At 71.9% G+C, this 16552-nt stretch carries 16 protein-coding genes; 10 read left to right on the top strand and 6 right to left on the bottom strand.

The features are described from left to right. Window positions 1-41: 41 nt before the first annotated feature. The 4 genes from msrB to ACFV7R_RS06090 form a co-directional block, all read right to left on the bottom strand. The gene (gene msrB / locus ACFV7R_RS06075) at window positions 42-449 is read right to left on the bottom strand and encodes a peptide-methionine (R)-S-oxide reductase MsrB (RefSeq protein WP_129803316.1); all 408 of its coding nucleotides are present in this window, start codon (window positions 447-449) and stop codon (window positions 42-44) included. A gap of 14 nt (window positions 450-463) precedes the next feature. Then, window positions 464-1852: a UDP-N-acetylmuramate--L-alanine ligase gene (gene murC / locus ACFV7R_RS06080; protein WP_385260401.1), complete on the bottom strand. Its 1389-nt coding sequence runs from the start codon at window positions 1850-1852 to the stop codon at window positions 464-466. A gap of 90 nt (window positions 1853-1942) precedes the next feature. Further along, window positions 1943-2416 (bottom strand): indole-3-glycerol phosphate synthase, encoded by a 474-nt coding sequence (locus tag ACFV7R_RS06085; protein WP_385260402.1) that lies wholly within the window; start codon window positions 2414-2416, stop codon window positions 1943-1945. 128 nt (window positions 2417-2544) lie between these two features. Continuing rightward, window positions 2545-3312, bottom strand: a complete 768-nt coding sequence (locus tag ACFV7R_RS06090) for a pyrimidine reductase family protein (protein ID WP_385260405.1) — start codon at window positions 3310-3312, stop codon at window positions 2545-2547. A 138-nt stretch (window positions 3313-3450) separates the two neighbouring features. On the opposite strand from ACFV7R_RS06090, the gene zapE reads away from it, so the two are divergent. The 9 genes from zapE (at window position 3451) to ACFV7R_RS06135 (ending at window position 13196) form a co-directional block, all read left to right on the top strand. Then, on the top strand, window positions 3451-4548 hold the full coding sequence (zapE, locus tag ACFV7R_RS06095) for a cell division protein ZapE (protein ID WP_385260407.1): 1098 nt from the start codon (window positions 3451-3453) through the stop codon (window positions 4546-4548). Window positions 4549-4731: 183 nt separating this feature from the next. Further along, entirely contained in the window at window positions 4732-5130 is a 399-nt protein-coding gene (locus tag ACFV7R_RS06100; RefSeq protein WP_385260409.1) for a hypothetical protein, read from the top strand. Between the two features lie 75 nt (window positions 5131-5205). Beyond that, window positions 5206-5787, top strand: coding sequence for a carbonic anhydrase (locus ACFV7R_RS06105; protein ID WP_385260412.1), 582 nt, complete (start codon window positions 5206-5208; stop codon window positions 5785-5787). 8 nt (window positions 5788-5795) lie between these two features. Next, a complete protein-coding gene (locus tag ACFV7R_RS06110) occupies window positions 5796-7286 on the top strand; it encodes a SulP family inorganic anion transporter (RefSeq protein ID WP_385260414.1) in 1491 nt (496 codons plus the stop codon). Window positions 7287-7399: 113 nt separating this feature from the next. After that, entirely contained in the window at window positions 7400-8224 is an 825-nt protein-coding gene (locus tag ACFV7R_RS06115; RefSeq protein WP_385260417.1) for a slipin family protein, read from the top strand. Window positions 8225-8295: 71 nt separating this feature from the next. Then, on the top strand, window positions 8296-9162 hold the full coding sequence (locus ACFV7R_RS06120; RefSeq protein WP_385260419.1) for a polysaccharide deacetylase family protein: 867 nt from the start codon (window positions 8296-8298) through the stop codon (window positions 9160-9162). 19 nt (window positions 9163-9181) lie between these two features. Further along, window positions 9182-9889 (top strand): aminoacyl-tRNA hydrolase, encoded by a 708-nt coding sequence (locus tag ACFV7R_RS06125; RefSeq protein WP_385260421.1) that lies wholly within the window; start codon window positions 9182-9184, stop codon window positions 9887-9889. Between the two features lie 209 nt (window positions 9890-10098). Further along, a complete protein-coding gene (locus ACFV7R_RS06130) occupies window positions 10099-11397 on the top strand; it encodes a DUF692 domain-containing protein (protein WP_385260424.1) in 1299 nt (432 codons plus the stop codon). Between the two features lie 173 nt (window positions 11398-11570). Then, window positions 11571-13196, top strand: coding sequence for an alpha/beta hydrolase (locus ACFV7R_RS06135; RefSeq protein ID WP_385260426.1), 1626 nt, complete (start codon window positions 11571-11573; stop codon window positions 13194-13196). On the opposite strand, the gene hemQ is transcribed toward ACFV7R_RS06135, so the two are convergent. Both hemQ and hemG read right to left on the bottom strand, forming a co-directional pair. Continuing rightward, the gene (gene hemQ / locus ACFV7R_RS06140; RefSeq protein ID WP_385260428.1) at window positions 13197-13928 is read right to left on the bottom strand and encodes a hydrogen peroxide-dependent heme synthase; all 732 of its coding nucleotides are present in this window, start codon (window positions 13926-13928) and stop codon (window positions 13197-13199) included. 5 nt (window positions 13929-13933) lie between these two features. Further along, a complete protein-coding gene (hemG, locus tag ACFV7R_RS06145; protein ID WP_385260430.1) occupies window positions 13934-15388 on the bottom strand; it encodes a protoporphyrinogen oxidase in 1455 nt (484 codons plus the stop codon). 160 nt (window positions 15389-15548) lie between these two features. On the opposite strand from hemG, the gene ACFV7R_RS06150 reads away from it, so the two are divergent. Then, a complete protein-coding gene (locus ACFV7R_RS06150; protein WP_385260433.1) occupies window positions 15549-16529 on the top strand; it encodes a DUF4349 domain-containing protein in 981 nt (326 codons plus the stop codon). The last annotated feature ends 23 nt before the right edge of the window (window positions 16530-16552 follow it).

The following is a 16552-nucleotide window of genomic DNA, read 5'->3' on the forward strand; positions in this document are numbered from 1 at the left end:
TTCAACCCTAAACCTTGCGTGACACACGCCACAACGTGCGCTCACTCCCCCTCGGGCTGCAACCTCAGGGAGATCGAGTTGATGCAGTACCGCTGGTCCGTGGGGGTCGGATACCCCTCACCCTCGAACACATGCCCGAGATGGGATCCGCACCGCGCACACCGCACCTCGGTGCGCACCATGCCGTACGAGCGGTCCTCGACGAGCTCCACGGCGTCGGTGTCCTTCGGGTCGAAGAAGGACGGCCAGCCGCAGTGGGACTCGAACTTCGTGTCCGAGGTGAACAGCTCGGCACCGCAGGCCCGGCAGGAGTAGACGCCCTTGGTCTTGCTGTCGGTGTACTCACCGGTGAACGCGGGCTCGGTGGCGGCCTCGCGCAGTACGGCGTATTCGGCCGGCGTCAGCTCCGCACGCCACTGCTCGTCCGGCTTTTCGACGTCGTACGACATGAGCGTTCAGCCCCTCACTTCGACAGGTGGTCCAGGATGCGCGGGCCGAGGTCGGTGACATCGCCCGCGCCCATGGTCAGAACGAGATCACCGGCCTTCGCCATTCCCGCCACGGTCTCGGGCACCTCCGCCTTGTCGTGGACGGGTGTCACGTCGGCGCCGGCCGCGCGGGCCGCCTCGATGATCAGTTCGCTGGTCACGCCGGGGATCGGGTCCTCACGGGCCGGGTAGATGTCCAGGACCACGGAGGCGTCGGCCAGGGCCAGGGACCGGCCCATCTCCTTGCCGAGCTCCTGGGTGCGGGAGAACAGGTGCGGCTGGAAGACGACCAGGATGCGCGCGTCGCCCGCCGCCGCGCGCATCGCCTCCAGGTCCGCCGTCATCTCGGTCGGGTGGTGGGCGTAGGAGTCGATCACCTGAACGCCGGCCGCCTCGCCCTTCAGCTGCAGGCGCCGCTTCACTCCCGTGTACGCGGCCAGCGCCGGGGCCAGCTCCGCGGCCGGCACGCCGAGGGCCGCGCCCGCCGCGAGGGCGGCGACCGCGTTGTGGGCGTAGTGGCGGCCCGGGACGGAGACGGTGAAGGTGAGTTCCGCACCGTCCAGGAGGACCGTGACCTCGCTCTTCAGCCCTTGCGGCACGACCGACAGGACACGTACGTCGGCGTCGTCCGCCTCCCCGTAGGTCACCGTCCGCACGGCCCCGGCCAGCCGCCGGGTCAGCTCCCGCGCGCCCTCGTGGTCCGCCGAGATCACCAGCGTCCCGCCGGGCACGATCCGCCCGGCGAACGTCTCGAACGACTCGTAGATCTCGTCCATCGACGCGTAGTTGGCGTGGTGGTCGAGCTCGACGTTGAGGACGATCGCCACCTCGGGCGCGTACTTGTGGAAGCTGCGGTCGCTTTCGTCCGCCTCGGCGACGAAGATCTCGCCCTCGCCGTGCAGCGCGTTGGAGCCGGGGGCGTCGAGGTCGCCGCCGATGGCGTACGACGGGTGCAGGCCCAGCTCGGACAGCGACACCGCCAGCATCGAGGTGGTGGTCGTCTTGCCGTGCGTGCCCGCGACCGCGATCGGGCGCAGGCCGTCCATCAGGGCGGCGAGCGCGTCGGAGCGGTGGATCACCGGGATGCCCCGTTCGGCCGCCCGGGCCAGCTCCGGGTTGTCCGCGCGGATCGCCGACGACACCACGACACAGCTGGCGTCGTCCGCGAGGTGCTCGGCCGCATGTCCGATATGCACGGTCGTACCCAGCGCGCGCAGGGCCTCGGCGGTCTCCGACTCCTTCGCGTCGCTGCCGGCGACCTTGGCACCGCGCTGCGCGAGGATCTTCGCGATGCCCGACATCCCGGCGCCGCCGATGCCGATGAAGTGCGGTCGGTCCATGGCGGTAGGAAGGCCGGGTGCCATGCGTGTATCTCCCCAAGATCCGAATGCGACGATCAGCGCCCGCGAGCGAACGCGGGCCCCAGCCTATTGCCTGCGGCCGACAGCGCCTCACTACGCCTTGCTGTGCGAGAACAACTTCAGCACGGGCACGCCCACCCGGTGCCGGGCCCGGGAAGCCCAGTCGCGGTGGAAGAACTCCTCCACGTAGTGGGGATCGGTCAGGACGATCACCTCGTCGGCACCGGTCTCCTCGACGAGGTCCTTGAGCACATCGAGCGGGTGGGCCTCGATCAGCCGCCCCTCGGCCTCGCTGCCCGAGGCCCGCAGCGCCTGCAGGGACACCTCGAGCGCCCGCTGCCCCTCGCTTCTGGCCGCCTCTCCCTCCGGGGTCTCCCCCTCGCGCACCGCCTCGTCGAGATCGCCGAGGGCGAGGTCGTCGATGGCGCGCAGCAACCGGTCCGCCTGCTCGCCGCGCGGCTGGAGCAGCACGTGGAAGGTGACCGGCTCGTCCCCGTGCAAGGTGGTGACGAACTCCACGTCGGCGGACGTCAGGGCCTTCTCGATCATCAAAACGCTTGTGAACACCAGGCGCCCCTTCTCCTCCGTGGGCCGTACCAGGCCCTGCGGAAAACCATCCTCCCCGTGATCGCACGGGTACTGCGAGTCCTAGTGTGCCCGGCGAAAGTTAAACGGAACGGATGATTCCGCCGTTCTCAGGACCGACGGTAACGGGAGAACAGAAACCCGGCCTCTTCCAGCAGGGACGCCAGGGCGAAACGCTGCGGTACCGCCACCGACGGCCCCCCTGCGATCCGCTGCGCGTCGCCCGCGACGAGCATCGGGGACACGGTCAGGCACAGTTCGTCGAGGACCCCGGCGGCCACCAGCTGGCCCAGCAGCCGTGGGCCGCCCTCGGTCAGCAGGCGTGTGTGTCCCAGCTCGGCGAGGGCCCGTACGGCCCGGGCGGGCTCCACTCCGACGCCGTCACCGGCGAGCACCACGCGGGCGCCGGCCTTCTCGGCCGCCACGATCCGGTCCGGGGCCGCGGCGGCGCCCGTGAGGACCAGGGTCGGAACCAGGGGCGAGGTGAACAGCGGAAGCGAGAAGTCCAGATCCAGACTCGCGGTGACCACCGCGATCGCGGGGGCGGGCCCCTGCCCGGCCGCCTTGCGCAGCCCCGCGAACTCCGCACGCGCGCGTGCCGGGCGATACCCCTCCTGACGGACCGTTTCAGCACCGACCACGACCACGTCCGCCAGCGCCCGGAGCGTGCCGAAGATCCGCATGTCGGTGGCGTTGGAGATGGGCTGTGAGCGACCGTCGTGCTGGGCGGCGCCGTCGAGCGTGCTCACCATGTTGGCCCGCACCCACGCCACCGGCTCTCCCGGCCGGGGTTCGGGATAGGCATAGGCGGCGGCCAGCTCGGCGAGGCTCCACTCGCGGTCGTCCGTCTGGTCGGTCACAGGGAACAGGCGTCGCATGCGGTGCAGTGTTCCACGCGGGGGAGGAACTGTCCGACGTCTCGCCTTCCCTCCAGCGGGGGACCCCCATCGTGGGCCCGGCCACATACAGCCCGCAGCCCGCAGCCGAACCCGAGCCACCCCTTAGCATGGGTAAGCGTGTCCCCCTCTACCGCCGCCGGGCGGAGCCCGATAGCCGAAGCCGGCCCGCTCTCCCTGTGCACCCGCGAGCCGCACGTCCCCGCGGACCGCCTGGTCGCCGAGATGGTGCCCCCGCCCCGCTTCGACTCGGTGCGCTTCAGCACCTACATCCCGGACCCGAACCAGCCCAGCCAGAGCGAGGCGGTAGGGGTCCTCGAGGGCTTCGCCACCGGCCTCGGCGGAGTGCCCGACACGGGCAGGCGCGGATTCTTCGGGTTCGGCAGGTCCAGGTCCCCCAAGCCCCCGGCGGGACCGCGCGGCGTCTACCTCGACGGCGGCTACGGCGTCGGCAAGACCCACCTGCTCGCCTCCCTGTGGCACGCCACCCCGGCCGAGCCCGCACTGAAGGCGTTCGGCACGTTCGTGGAGCTGACCAACCTCGTCGGCGCTCTCGGCTTCCAGCAGACGGTGCGGACCCTGTCCGGCCACCGCCTCCTGTGCATCGACGAGTTCGAGCTCGACGACCCGGGTGACACCGTCCTGGTCTCCACCCTGCTCGGCAAGCTGGTCGACGCGGGCGTCGCGCTCGCCGCCACGTCGAACACCCTGCCGGGCAGGCTCGGCGAGGGCCGTTTCGCCGCGGCCGACTTCCTGCGCGAGATCCAGGGCCTGTCCGCCCACTTCCGCACCCTGCGCATCGACGGTGAGGACTACCGCCACCGCGGCCTGCCGCAGGCTCCGGCCCCGTACTCGGACGAACAGGTGACAAAGGCGGCGTACGCCATGGAGGGCGCCTCGCTCGACGACTTCCCGCACCTGCTGGACCACCTCGCCCGGGTCCACCCCAGCCGTTACGGCGCCCTGACCGACGGCCTGAAGGCGGTGTGCCTGACGGATGTGCGGCCGATTCCGGACCAGTCGACGGCGCTGCGGCTCGTCGTCCTCGCAGACCGGCTCTACGACCGGGAGGTTCCGGTCCTGGCCTCGGGACTGCCGTTCGATCAGCTGTTCAGCGAGGACATGCTGAAGGGCGGCTACCGCAAGAAGTACTTCCGCGCGATCTCCCGGCTGACCGCACTGGCCCGGGACGCGAAGCGCCTGGTCGACGCTCAATAGCGGACCAACCCCTCAGATTCAAGGGCTGGATCACGCCAAATCACCCTCGCTTTTGAGGCTCTCTTCGGGTCGAAACGCCGAGTTAACCCTGCAAACAACTTCGCAGGGTTAATGTCTTTCTTGACCAACCGTTGACCAACCGTTGGTGCGGACTAGAGGCGTGAACAAACCGGAGGGAGGCTCATGTTTCGAGGTGGGACGGCCCGCACGCTGCACTCGGTCCTGGCTGCCCTCCTGCTGACCCTCCCGTTCTTCACGTCCACGGCGTCCTTCGCACATGCGTACACAGCCCGTCATGCAGAGGCCGAGGCGCAGCCCGGAACCAACCCCTCCGGCAAGGCGCTGCGCGCCGGGGACGCCGCCTGCCACCACAACACGCAGTTCGGGGACCCGACCGGTCCCCTGCGTATCCGCGACCGCCACCGCGCGGTCGACTCCGCGCCCTGCGCGCCCGAGCGCCCGCTGCCGGCGCGGGATCAGGGGGCCGATTCCGACGCGGGCGTGCGCAACGCCGCACACGACCACGCGTCGAGACCCTCGACAGCCCACTCTCCGGCGGCACTTCAGGTCTTCCGCTGCTGAGAGCAGAGCAGTCCCCCACCTCTGTCCTGCCCGCCCGACGCGCCCTGACTGCGCGCCAGGAGGAATCACCACATCATGCAGCCCCTCATCGACAACGCCCGCACGTTCGGACAGCGCCCTGAGGAGTTCGCCCAGCTTGCACAGGGCCAGTCCCCCGAGGTCCTGTTCATCACCTGCTCCGATTCCCGGGTCGTACCGGCCCTGATCACGGGCGCCCGCCCCGGCCAGCTGTTCGAGCTGCGCACCGCGGGCAACATCGTTCCCCCGTACACCTCCGGCCGCCCCACCGGTGAAGCGGCCACCATCGAGTACGCCGTGGAGGTGCTCGGCGTCCAGGACGTCGTGGTCTGCGGCCACTCGCACTGCGGTGCCGTCGGCGCGCTGGTGCGCGGCGACGACCTCGATGCCGTACCTGCCGTGCGCGACTGGCTGGCGCACGCCGCCGACGAGCCCAGGTCCGCCGACCCGGCGGACCCGACGGTCGCCGAGGCGGTGCAACAGCATGCGCTGGCCCAGTTGTTGCGCCTGCGCTCCTACCCGTGCGTCGAGCAACGGCTCGCGGACGGCCGGCTGCGGCTGCGCGGCTGGTACTACGAGGTACACACCGGCACCGTGCGCGAACACCGCGCAGCCACCGACGCGTTCGAGGCGCTGTGAATCCCGTCATGACCAATTCCCCCCACAAGCACCCCCAGAAAAACCTCCACAAATACCCTTATCTCAAGCAGGACTTCGGCGCCTCCATCGTCGTCTTCCTGGTCGCGCTGCCGCTGTGCGTCGGCGTGGCCGTCGCCTCCGGTGTCCCGGCCGAACTCGGTCTGGTCACCGGCATCGTGGGCGGCATCGTCACCGGCCTGCTGCCCGGCAGCAGCCTGCAGGTGTCCGGCCCGGCCGCGGGGCTCACCGTGCTGGTCTTCGAAGCGGTCCGCGAGTTCGGGCTGCCCGCGCTCGGCGCGATCGTGCTCGCCGCCGGAGTGCTCCAACTCGTCATGGGCGCCCTGAAGCTGGGGCGCTGGTTCCGGGCCATCTCCGTCTCGGTCGTCGAGGGCATGCTGGCCGGCATCGGGCTCGTGATCATCGCGGGCCAGATGTACGCGGCGGCCGGCATGACGGCCCCGGCATCCGGCATCGACAAGATCACGGGGCTGCCGAGGGCGTTCGTCGAGGCCGTGGGCAGCACCACGGCACTGACCTCGATCGCGATCGGCGCGGGCACCGTGGCCGTGCTCGTGCTCTGGAAGCGGCTGCCCGAGACCGTGCGGGCGGTGCCGGGTGCGCTCGCGGCGGTGGTGTTGGCCACGCTCGCCGCGCTCGCGTTCGATCTGCCGGTGGCCACCGTGGAGGTGCAGGGCCTGCTCGACGCCGTCCAGGTGCCGGGCGCCGACGCCTTCGGCGAGCTGGCGAGCCCGGCAGCTCTCGGCACGGTCCTCGCCTTCGCACTGATCGCCTCCGCGGAGAGCCTGTTCAGCGCGGCGGCCGTGGACCGGATGCACGACGGTGAGCGCACTCGGTACGACAAGGAACTGATGGCGCAGGGCGCGGGCAACGCGGTCTGCGGGGCACTCGGCGCACTGCCCATGACCGCGGTCATCGTGCGCAGCTCGGCCAATGTCCAGGCGGGTGCGAAGACCAAGACCTCCCGCGTCCTGCACGGCGTCTGGCTGCTGCTGTTCGCCGCGCTGCTGCCGGGCGCCCTGGCGCTGATCCCGCTGCCCGCGCTGGCCGGCGTCCTCGTCCACGCGGGCTGGAAGCTGATCCCGTTCCGGCAGATCGTGTCGCTGTGGCGGACACACCGCGGCGAGGCGCTGATCCTCGTCGTCACCGCGGTGGCCATCGTCGCCGTGAACATGTTCGAGGGCGTCCTGATCGGTCTGGCCCTGTCGGTCGCCAAGACCGCCTGGGAGGCCTCGCACATCAAGCTGGAGGTCATAGACAAGGGCGCCGGACCGGTCCAGGCGTACCTGTCCGGCAACGCGACCTTCCTGCAGCTGCCGAAGATACTGGACAGCCTGGAGGCGCTCCCCCAGGACCGGCCGATCGAGCTGGACCTGTCCGGCCTCCACCACCTGGACCACGCCTGCCGTACGGCGCTGGAGAGCTGGGCCGAGCGGCACAGCGCGTCCGACACCGAACCGGTCAAGGTCACCTCGTCCTGACCGGGGCCCGCATCGGGTCCGGGACCGACCATGGCCCCGGACCCGATACCGGGCATATCTTTACAGGAGAAGGCTTTCACTCATTACGCTCCTCCGGGTGAGGGGGACGTCATATGCTCGACGAACTCCTGGCGGTGGCCGCGACGGTCGGTTCCGCGGGCGCGCTGTATCTCGCCGCAGCAGCGCGGGTGGTCAAACAGTACGAACGCGGCGTGGTGCTACGCCTCGGCCGGCTCAAAGGTTCCGTGCGTCCGCCCGGATTCACGATGATCATCCCGATCGTCGACCGGCTGCACAAGGTCAACATGCAGATCGTGACGATGCCCGTGCCCGGCCAGGAGGGCATCACCCGGGACAACGTGACCGTGCGGGTGGACGCGGTCGTGTACTTCAAGGTGGTCGACGCCGCCAGCGCGCTCATCAAGGTCGAGGACTACAAGTTCGCGGTCTCGCAGATGGCGCAGACCTCGCTGCGGTCGATCATCGGCAAGAGCGACCTGGACGACCTGCTGTCCAACCGCGAGAAACTCAACCAGGGCCTGGAGCTGATGATCGACAGCCCGGCCGTGGGCTGGGGTGTGCAAGTGGACCGGGTCGAGATCAAGGACGTGTCGCTGCCGGAGACGATGAAGCGCTCCATGGCCCGGCAGGCGGAGGCCGACCGGGAGCGGCGGGCCCGGGTCATCAACGCCGACGCCGAGCTCCAGGCGTCCAAGAAGCTGGCCGAGGCGGCACAGCAGATGGCGGACACGCCCGCCGCGCTCCAGCTGCGGCTGCTGCAGACGGTCGTGGCCGTCGCCGCCGAGAAGAACTCGACGCTCGTACTCCCCTTCCCGGTGGAACTGCTGCGCTTCCTGGAGACCCACACCACGGACCACCGCTCCACAGCACGAGCGGCGGGCGCCACGCACGCGGTTCCGGAGATCGACGACAGCTGAGCGGGTGACATCGAAGGGACACCAAGGGACCGAATGCCCTGTTTATATGCTTTTCTGCTTATGTTCATTCGGTGATCCTTCCCGTACGACGTCTCACCGCCGTCTGCGTACTTGGCGCCGCCCTCGTCGGCTGCGGCGGCACCGAGCGCCCGCAGCCCCGCCCGGCCCGCCCGGGCCCGTCGGCCGCCGACTCCCGTGCGCCCGCCCTCGCCCAGGGCCCCGAAGGCCTCACCCCCGTCTTCACCAACGGGCCGCGCACCCAGGGCAGGACGGTCGCGCTCACCTTCGACGCGGACATGACCGCCGACCAGGGCCCCCGCGCAGCCGCGGGCGAACGTTTCGACAACCCCTCGCTGATCGCGACGCTGCGGTCGCTGCAGGTGCCGGCCACCGTGTTCATGACCGGACGCTGGGCGGAGGAGTACCCCGTCCAGGCCCGGAGCATCGGCCGGGACCCCCTCTTCGAGGTCGCCAACCACTCCTACAGCCACTACGCCTTCACGCCCGACTGCTACGGGCTGCCGACGGTCGCCGAGGACCGGATGCGGGCGGACGTGGAGCGGGCGTACACCGCCTTCCGCAGGGCGGGCGTACCGGATCCGAAGCCGTACTTCCGCTTCCCTGGCGGCTGCTACGACCGGCGGGCACTGCGCGCGCTCGGCGGAGCCGGCCTGACCGCGGTGCAGTGGGACGTGGTGAGCGGGGACGCGTTCGCGACGGACGCCGACGCCGTGGCCCGGGACGTGCTGGACGGCGTACGGCCGGGGTCGGTCGTCGTACTGCACTGCACCCGCAGCGCGGCCCCGACGACCGAACGCGCGGTACGGGTGATCGTGCCGGAGCTGCGCCGGCAGGGGTACCGGTTCGTGAAGGTGTCCGAGCTGATCGGGGCCGCCCACGCGGCTCAGCCGCACACCGAGACCGCCCTGCGCCCCTGAGGTTGGCAGACTGGACGGCGTGACCAGCGAACTGAACGACAGCCCCTTCCGGTCCGAGCCCAGCGCCCGCGACACCGCGCCGCAGTTTGTGCTGCCGCTTGTCGTGCGGATCGAGCGAGGGGCGCCGCCTGCCCGTACCGACGCCCTGGAGACGGCCGCCCGTGCCGTCCTGGTGATGCTGAGTGACGAGCGGTCGCTGGGTGAGGGCGAGTGGGCGCAGGCGATGCGGGACTGGCAGGACGCCCGGATCCGCAAGGTGGTGCGGCGGGCGCGTGGCGCCGAGTGGCGGCGGGCGGAGGCGTTGCCCGGCATCACGGTCACGGGCAAGGCGGCGGAGGTACGGGTGTTTCCGCCGGTTCCGCTCGACGGCTGGCCCAAGGAACTGGCGAAGCTCCAGGTCTCCGGCACCGACCTCGACGACCCGGAGCCGCCCCTCGAGGCGGACCGGAGCGCGCCGGTGCTGTGGCTGAACCCGGACGTGGAGATGTCGGCCGGCAAGGCCATGGCCCAGGCCGGTCACGGTGCCCAGCTCGCCTGGTGGGAGCTGTCGGACGAGGAGCGCGCGACCTGGCGGGACGCGGGCTTCCCGCTGGCCGTGCGCACCGCCGACCCGGCCCGTTGGCGTGAACTCACCTCGATCGGGCTGCCGTTGGTCCGCGACGCCGGGTTCACGGAGATCGCTCCCGGCTCCTGCACGGTGGTCGCGGATCATTCGGCGCTGCGCTGAACGTTCCGTGGCCGGCCGTGAACGTCCGGGGTCTCCCGTCCGTACCTTCTGGCGCCGGCCACGCAACCTCAAATGTTGCTCTGAACGTGCGCGCCGAAGGGTTTGTGCCCCGGAGCCGGGGCCATACCCCCCTCACGCCGGAACAGCGGGCCGTCGAAGGAGACGACACAGCGGATCCAGGTGGCAGATCGGACGTGAAGGAGGGGGCCATGGAGCGACTGGGGACCGGAATCGGGTGGCGGCCGGAGATCGCGGACGCCGTGGAAGCCATGCCGGGCGTCGACTGGGTCGAGGTCGTCGCCGAGAACGTCTGCCCCGGCCATCTCCCCGACGCGCTGCTACGGCTGCGTGAGCGCGGGGTGACGGTCGTCCCGCACGGCGTCTCCCTGGGCCTCGGCGGCGCCGAGCGGCCCGACCCCGCACGGCTGACGGCCCTCGCCGAGCGGGCGGAGGCGCTGGGCTCGCCGCTGGTGACCGAGCACATCGCGTTCGTCCGGGCCGGCGGCCCGCTGACCGCGTCCCCGCAGCTGGAGGCCGGGCATCTGCTGCCGGTGCCGCGCACCCGGGACGCCCTCGACGTGCTGTGCGAGAACGTGCGCATCGCGCAGGACGCGCTGCCCGTGCCGCTCGCCGTGGAGAACATCGCGGCGCTGATCTCCTGGCCGGGCGAGGAGATGACCGAGGGCCAGTTCCTGTACGAGCTGGCCGAACGCACCGGCGTACGGCTCCTGATCGACGTGGCGAACCTGCACACCAACCACGTCAACCGCGGCGAGGACCCGGCCAAGGCGCTCGCCGAGATCCCGCTGGAGGCCCTCGCCTACGTCCATGTGGCGGGCGGCTTCGAGCGCGACGGCGTCTGGCACGACAGCCACGCCCACCCGGTCCCGCAGCCGGTCCTCGACATCCTGACCGACCTCGCGTCCCGTGTCTCACCGCCGGGAGTGCTGCTGGAGCGGGACGAGAACTTCCCCGAACCGGCGGAGCTGGAACGGGAGTTGGTGTCGATTCGGGATGCCCTGGAGGAGGGGCGGGCAAGGGGCGGTGAGCCGGACCGAGCCGCTCTCCCGACGGCCGGGCCGGCCCTCTCGACGCAGGCCTGCGACCCCGCTCGCCAGCGGCTCGGCCTCGCGCAGGCCGCGCTGCTGTCCGCGCTCGTCGCCGGTACGCCCGTGCCGGAGGGGTTCGACCGGGTGCGCCTCGGGGTGCAGGCGCGGGCGCTGGCCGGGAAGCGGGCGGACGTGGTGGCGAAGGTCGCGCCGGAGCTGCCGGAGATCCTCGGTGACGCCTACCGGCCCGCCTTCCTCGCGTACGCCCACCGGCACCCGATGACCGGCGGCTACCGGCGCGACGCACTGCACTTCGCCGAGCAGTTGCTGCTCGCCGAGCGGCCCGAAGACGCCCGCGCGCGGCGGGAGTTGCGCCAGTGGTGGCTGGACCGGGCGGGTACGACACCACGTCCGCGCTCCCGCATGGCACGCGCCCGCCGGGTACTGCTCCGCCGCTGACCGGGCCTCCCCCGGATCGAGGCCACGCGTACTCGCCGTGGGCCTCCCGGGCGGACAGGGCCTGGGGGGCGTACGGGCGCATTGGCGACGGCACCGACCGTTCGGTGCTTGCCTTCACCCGCAATAGCCCGAAATATCCCTTTTGTCGCTGCCGCGCTCCGAAGGGATACCCGATGAGAGCTGCCGTCCTCTACACGGCCGCCGGTTCCTTGCTCCTCACCACGCTCATCGCCGCCCCGGCCGGCGGCGCACCCGGCGCCCCGGACAGGGTGGCCGAGACGCGCGGCACCGCCCTGGCCGCCGCCCGCGCACAGGCCGAGGGCATCGACTTCGGCAAGTGCCCCGACGCCCAGGACCTGCCGGGGACCATGGAGTGCGGCACGGTCACCGTCCCGCTCGACTACGCCAAGCCCCGCGGCAAGCAGATCGAACTCGCCGTCAGCAGAGTACGGGCCACCCATCGCGACCCGCACAACAGCAAGCGCAAGGTGCCGCGGCAGGGCGCCCTGGTCTACAACCCGGGCGGTCCGGGCGCCTCCGGATACCACTTCCCGCTGGTCGGCCGACTCCCCGAGTGGAAGCGCCTCGCGGCCGCGTACGACCTGGTCGGCTACGCCCCGCGCGGCGTCGGCCGTTCCGCACCCCTGTCCTGCCAGGACCCCAAGCACTACTTCAAGGCGCCCTCGCAGGCACCGACGCACCCCTCCGAGTCGTACAAGCAGGAGCGCATCGCGGGGGCGAAGGCCTACGCCCGCGGCTGCGCCCAGCGGTCCGGAAGCGCGCTCAGGCACTACCACTCCCTCAACAACGCCCGCGACCTGGACGTCCTGCGCGCGGCGCTCGGCGAGCAGAAGCTGACCTTCGTGGGCGCGTCGTACGGCACCTACTTCGGGGCGCTGTACGCGACGCTGTTCCCCTCCCACGTACGGCGCATGGTGTTCGACGCCGCAGTGAACCCCCACCCGGCGCAGATCTGGTACCGCAACAACCTCGACCAGTCGGCCGCGTTCGAGGGGCGCTGGACGGACCTGAAGGCGTGGATCGCGGAGCACGACACCGTGTACGGGCTGGGCGCCACCGCGAGGGAGGTGCAACGCAGCTACGACACCGCACGGGCGCGGCTCGCCGCCGAGCCGGCCGGCGGCAAGGTCGGGCCGGGGCAGTTGCAGAACATGTTTCTGGAGGCCGGGTACTACGACCACTTCTGGCCGCGCCGCGCCGAGGCGCTGTCGGCCTATCTGAAGGGCGATCCGCGGCCGTTGGTCGACCTGGCCGCGCCGCGGAAGGAGAAGGCGGTGGAGGCGGAGAACTCCAGGGCGGTCTACACGGCCGTCGAGTGCAACGACGCGCCCTGGCCGACGGACTGGAAGGTCTGGGACCGGGACAACACCCGGCTCGCCCGCGTGGCACCGTTCGAGACCTGGGACAACGCGTGGATGAACCTGCCGTGCGCCTACTGGCCGGCGCCGCGTCAGCAGCCCCTCGACGTGCGGACCGGGCCGGGAGAGCTGCCGCCGACGCTGATCCTCGCCGCCGAGCGGGACGCGGCCGCCCCGTACCGCGGCGCCCTCGAACTCCACCGCCGGCTCTCGGGCTCCGTCCTGGTGACCGAACGGGACGCCGGCACGCACGGCATCGCGGGCGGCGCGAACCCCTGCGTCAACGGCCATATGGAGGCGTACCTGCTGCAGGGCCGTCTCCCGTCGGGCCGGGCGGCCTGCGCACCGCACCCGGAACCGAAGCCGACGACACCGGGCGACCGCACCCCGAAGGCAACGGCCGCCCGGCCCACACACTGATCAGGCGAGGCCTGCGACCAGCTCCGTCACGGACTTCCGGCGCCCGGTGAAGAAAGGCACCTCCTCGCGGACGTGCCGCCGGGCCTCCGAGCCGCGCAGGTGGCGCATGAGGTCGACGATGCGGTACAGCTCGTCGGCCTCGAAGGCGAGGATCCACTCGTAGTCGCCGAGGGAGAACGAGGCGACCGTGTTGGCGCGCACGTCCGGGTAGCCGCGGGCCATCTTGCCGTGGTCGGCGAGCATCCGGCGGCGGTCCTCCTCGGACAGGAGGTACCAGTCGTAGGAGCGCACGAACGGGTAGACGCTGACGTAGTCGCGGGGCGTCTCGTCGGCGAGGAACGCCGGGATGTGCGAGCGGTTGAACTCGGCGGGGCGGTGCAGCGCCATGTTCGACCAGACCGGCTCCAGGGCACGGCCTAGCCGCGTGCGGCGGAAGAGGTTGTACGCCTCCTGCAGCTGGTCGCTGGTCTCGGCGTGCCACCAGATCATCAGGTCGGCGTCGGCACGCAGCCCGGAGACGTCGTAGGTGCCGCGGACGGTGACGTCCTTGGCGGCGAGCTGGTCGAACAGCTCCTGGACCTCGTCGGCGTAGCCCGCGCGGTTCTCGGGCAGTACGTCCTTCAGCTTGAACACGGACCACAGGGTGTAGCGGATGACCTCGTTGAGGTCCTTGGCCAGCTTGCCCTTGTTCGGGATCCGAGCAGGGCCGGTGGTGGGGGCGTCGTCACTCATGTCCCTTATTCTCCCGCTCCGCCGTGCAGACTCTGCACCGGGTTCGCGGTGAGCTCCTGCACAGCGCCCAGGTCGCCGTGGATCTGGTCCACCGCGGCGTACGCGCTCGCGATGCACGCCGGGATGCCCACGCCGTCGTACACCGCGCCGCACACGGCCAGTCCCGGCAGCTTGCCGAGGTGCTCGCGGATGCGGGCCACGCGCGCGTGGTGGCCGACGGGGTACTGGGGCAGGCCGTCGGACCACCGGGTGACGCGGGTCTCGACGGGGGTCGCCGCCAGGCCGGTCGCCGCGCGCAGGTCGGTGCGCGAGACCTCCACGAGCCCGGCGTCGTCGCGCTGGAGGATCTCCGTCTCGCCGTACCGCCCGACGGAGGTGCGCAGCACGACCAGGTCCGGGTTCTCGTCGGCGATCCAGCCCCACTTCTGCGAGGCGAACGTCGACGCCTTGATGGTCCGCCCGTCGACCGGCGGCACCAGGAACCCGCTGCCCTCGGGCAGGTGCGCCTCGGTCCTGCGGTAGGCGAGGGTGACCAGGGCCATGGACGCGTACTCCACGGCGGCGAGCTCGGCAGCGGCGGCGGGGGCCTCTGCGCGCAGCAGCCCTGCTGCGGCGGGCGCGGGCGCGGCGACGATCACGGCGTCGGCGTGCAGCACCCGGTCACCGGCGACGATCCGCCACCCGGCGGCCGGCTCCCGGCGCAGCTCCGTCACGGGTGCCCCGGTGACGATCTCGCCCCCGCGGGCGCGCACCGACTCCGCGACGGCGAGGGGCAGGCTGCCCACGCCCCCGCGGATGCCCATGAACACCGGCCCGGTCTGCTGGGCCGCGGCCGCCCCGGCCTGGATCTCCCGCACCCCCTCGGTGAGCGAGGTGTGGGTGCGGGCGACCTGGAAGAGCTGGGGGACGGCCGACCGCATCGAGATGCGGTACGCGTCGCCCGCGTACACCCCGCCCAGCAGGGGCTCCACCAGGCGGTCGACGACCTCGCGGCCGAGCCGCGCCGCCACGTACTCCCCCACCGCCACGTCGTCGCCGACCTCGGTGCGGGGCAGGTCGGCGTCCCGCTCGATGCGGTGCAGGCCCTCGTCGGACAGGACCCCGGAGAGGGCGGACGCAGTGCCGGGCACGCCCATGACGTGGCCCTTGGGCATGGGGCGCAGGGCGCCGCGGGTCCACAGCGAGGCGGACGCGGTCGCCGGTGGCTGGAGCCGGTCGGTCAGCCCCGCCTCGCGGGCGAGGGCCACCGCCTCGGGCCGGCGCGCCAGCATCGACTCGGCGCCCAGGTCGACCCGCACGCCCGCGATCTCGCCGGGCAGCAGCTTCCCGCCGACCCGGTCCGACGCCTCCAGCACGGTCACCCGCGCCCCCCGCGCCAGCAGCCGGTGCGCCGCGGCCAGCCCGGCGATTCCGGCTCCGATGACGACGACATGCCCGGCGTCCGTGCCTGCTCCGTTCATGGCTCCACCTTCTCAGACTCCACCGACAGTCCCGCCGCGGCCCCGTGGCCCCACCGAGTCCCGACCGTGACCGCATCGGGACCGGCCCGGTCAAACGTCCCGCCCCCTCCCGGCGTCGAAGAAGCGTCAGTCGTCACGACCCTCGGGGGGATGCACCCACATGCGCGCACGACGTTCCGTACGACGGCCGGCCCAGGCCCTGGCCGGGATCCTGATCGCCGCCGCCCTCGCCCTCACGGGCTGCACCGGCGCGGACGACAGCGGAGGCGACAGCAGTGCCGGCGAGGCCGCGGCCCAGGCCGATTCCAAGGCAGGCGTCCCCGACAGCGGCGGCCGTGCCGACTCGGGCCGCGCCACCGCGCCGCCCCGGCTCGGCACGAGCGACATCATCCACACCGCCTCCTTGACCGTGCAGGTCAAGGACGTGCCCAAGGCGCTGGACGACGCCCGCGCCACCGCCGAGAACGCCGGCGGCTACGTCGGCAGTGAGACCACCACGCGGGACGAGAAGGGCAACGAGCGCACCCGCGTGGTCCTGCGCGTGCCCGCCGACCGGTACGAGGACGTCCTGACCGATCTGGAGGGCGCCGGCAAGCTCCTCGACCGCACCGCGAAGGCACAGGACGTCACCGACCAGGTCGTCGACGTGGAGAGCCGGATCAGGACGCAGCGCGCCAGCGTCGCCCGGATCCGCGAGCTGATGGACCGGGCGACCAAACTCAGCGACGTGGTGGAGCTGGAGGGCGAACTGAGCGGCCGCCAGGCCGACCTGGAGGCACTGCTCGCCCAGCAGGCGTCCCTGAAGGACCGTACGAGCCTGGCCACCATCACGCTCTCCCTGTCCGAGACGCCGGTGAAGAAGGCCGCCGAGGGCGACGACGATCCCGGGTTCGTGGACGCGCTGACGGGCGGCTGGGACGCGTTCGTGGCGATGCTGCGCTGGATCGTCGTGGCCGTCGCCGCGGTGCTGCCGTTCGCTGCCCTGGCCGCGCTGCTCGTCCTGCTCTGGCTGCGCCTCGTACGGCCCCGGCTGTCGGACCGCCCGGCCGCGGAGAACGCGATGACGGCGCTGGGTCCGCTGCCCACCGCCCGGCCTGCGCCGGAGAGCGCCGGGGAGGAGCAGCGGGGCGAGCAGGACTGAAACGCCCGGTCCCCGTAGCGTGT

It is taken from the genome of Streptomyces sp. NPDC059866, assembly GCF_042731325.1.
In the GTDB taxonomy this organism is placed as follows: domain Bacteria; phylum Actinomycetota; class Actinomycetes; order Streptomycetales; family Streptomycetaceae; genus Streptomyces; species Streptomyces flavusporus.

Bases quoted from the DNA above. Each gene is read 5' to 3' on its own strand.
- ACFV7R_RS06090 (WP_385260405.1), bottom strand. From the start codon at position 3,312: ATGCGACGCCTGTTCCCTGTGACCGACCAGACGGACGACCGCGAGTGG.
- ACFV7R_RS06130 (WP_385260424.1), top strand. From the start codon at position 10,099: ATGGAGCGACTGGGGACCGGAATCGGGTGGCGGCCGGAGATCGCGGAC.
- ACFV7R_RS06150 (WP_385260433.1), top strand. From the start codon at position 15,549: ATGCGCGCACGACGTTCCGTACGACGGCCGGCCCAGGCCCTGGCCGGG.
- murC (WP_385260401.1), bottom strand. From the start codon at position 1,852: ATGGCACCCGGCCTTCCTACCGCCATGGACCGACCGCACTTCATCGGC.
- ACFV7R_RS06115 (WP_385260417.1), top strand. From the start codon at position 7,400: ATGCTCGACGAACTCCTGGCGGTGGCCGCGACGGTCGGTTCCGCGGGC.
- msrB (WP_129803316.1), bottom strand. From the start codon at position 449: ATGTCGTACGACGTCGAAAAGCCGGACGAGCAGTGGCGTGCGGAGCTG.
- ACFV7R_RS06110 (WP_385260414.1), top strand. From the start codon at position 5,796: ATGACCAATTCCCCCCACAAGCACCCCCAGAAAAACCTCCACAAATAC.
- ACFV7R_RS06100 (WP_385260409.1), top strand. From the start codon at position 4,732: ATGTTTCGAGGTGGGACGGCCCGCACGCTGCACTCGGTCCTGGCTGCC.
- ACFV7R_RS06105 (WP_385260412.1), top strand. From the start codon at position 5,206: ATGCAGCCCCTCATCGACAACGCCCGCACGTTCGGACAGCGCCCTGAG.
- ACFV7R_RS06135 (WP_385260426.1), top strand. From the start codon at position 11,571: ATGAGAGCTGCCGTCCTCTACACGGCCGCCGGTTCCTTGCTCCTCACC.
- hemQ (WP_385260428.1), bottom strand. From the start codon at position 13,928: ATGAGTGACGACGCCCCCACCACCGGCCCTGCTCGGATCCCGAACAAG.
- hemG (WP_385260430.1), bottom strand. From the start codon at position 15,388: ATGAACGGAGCAGGCACGGACGCCGGGCATGTCGTCGTCATCGGAGCC.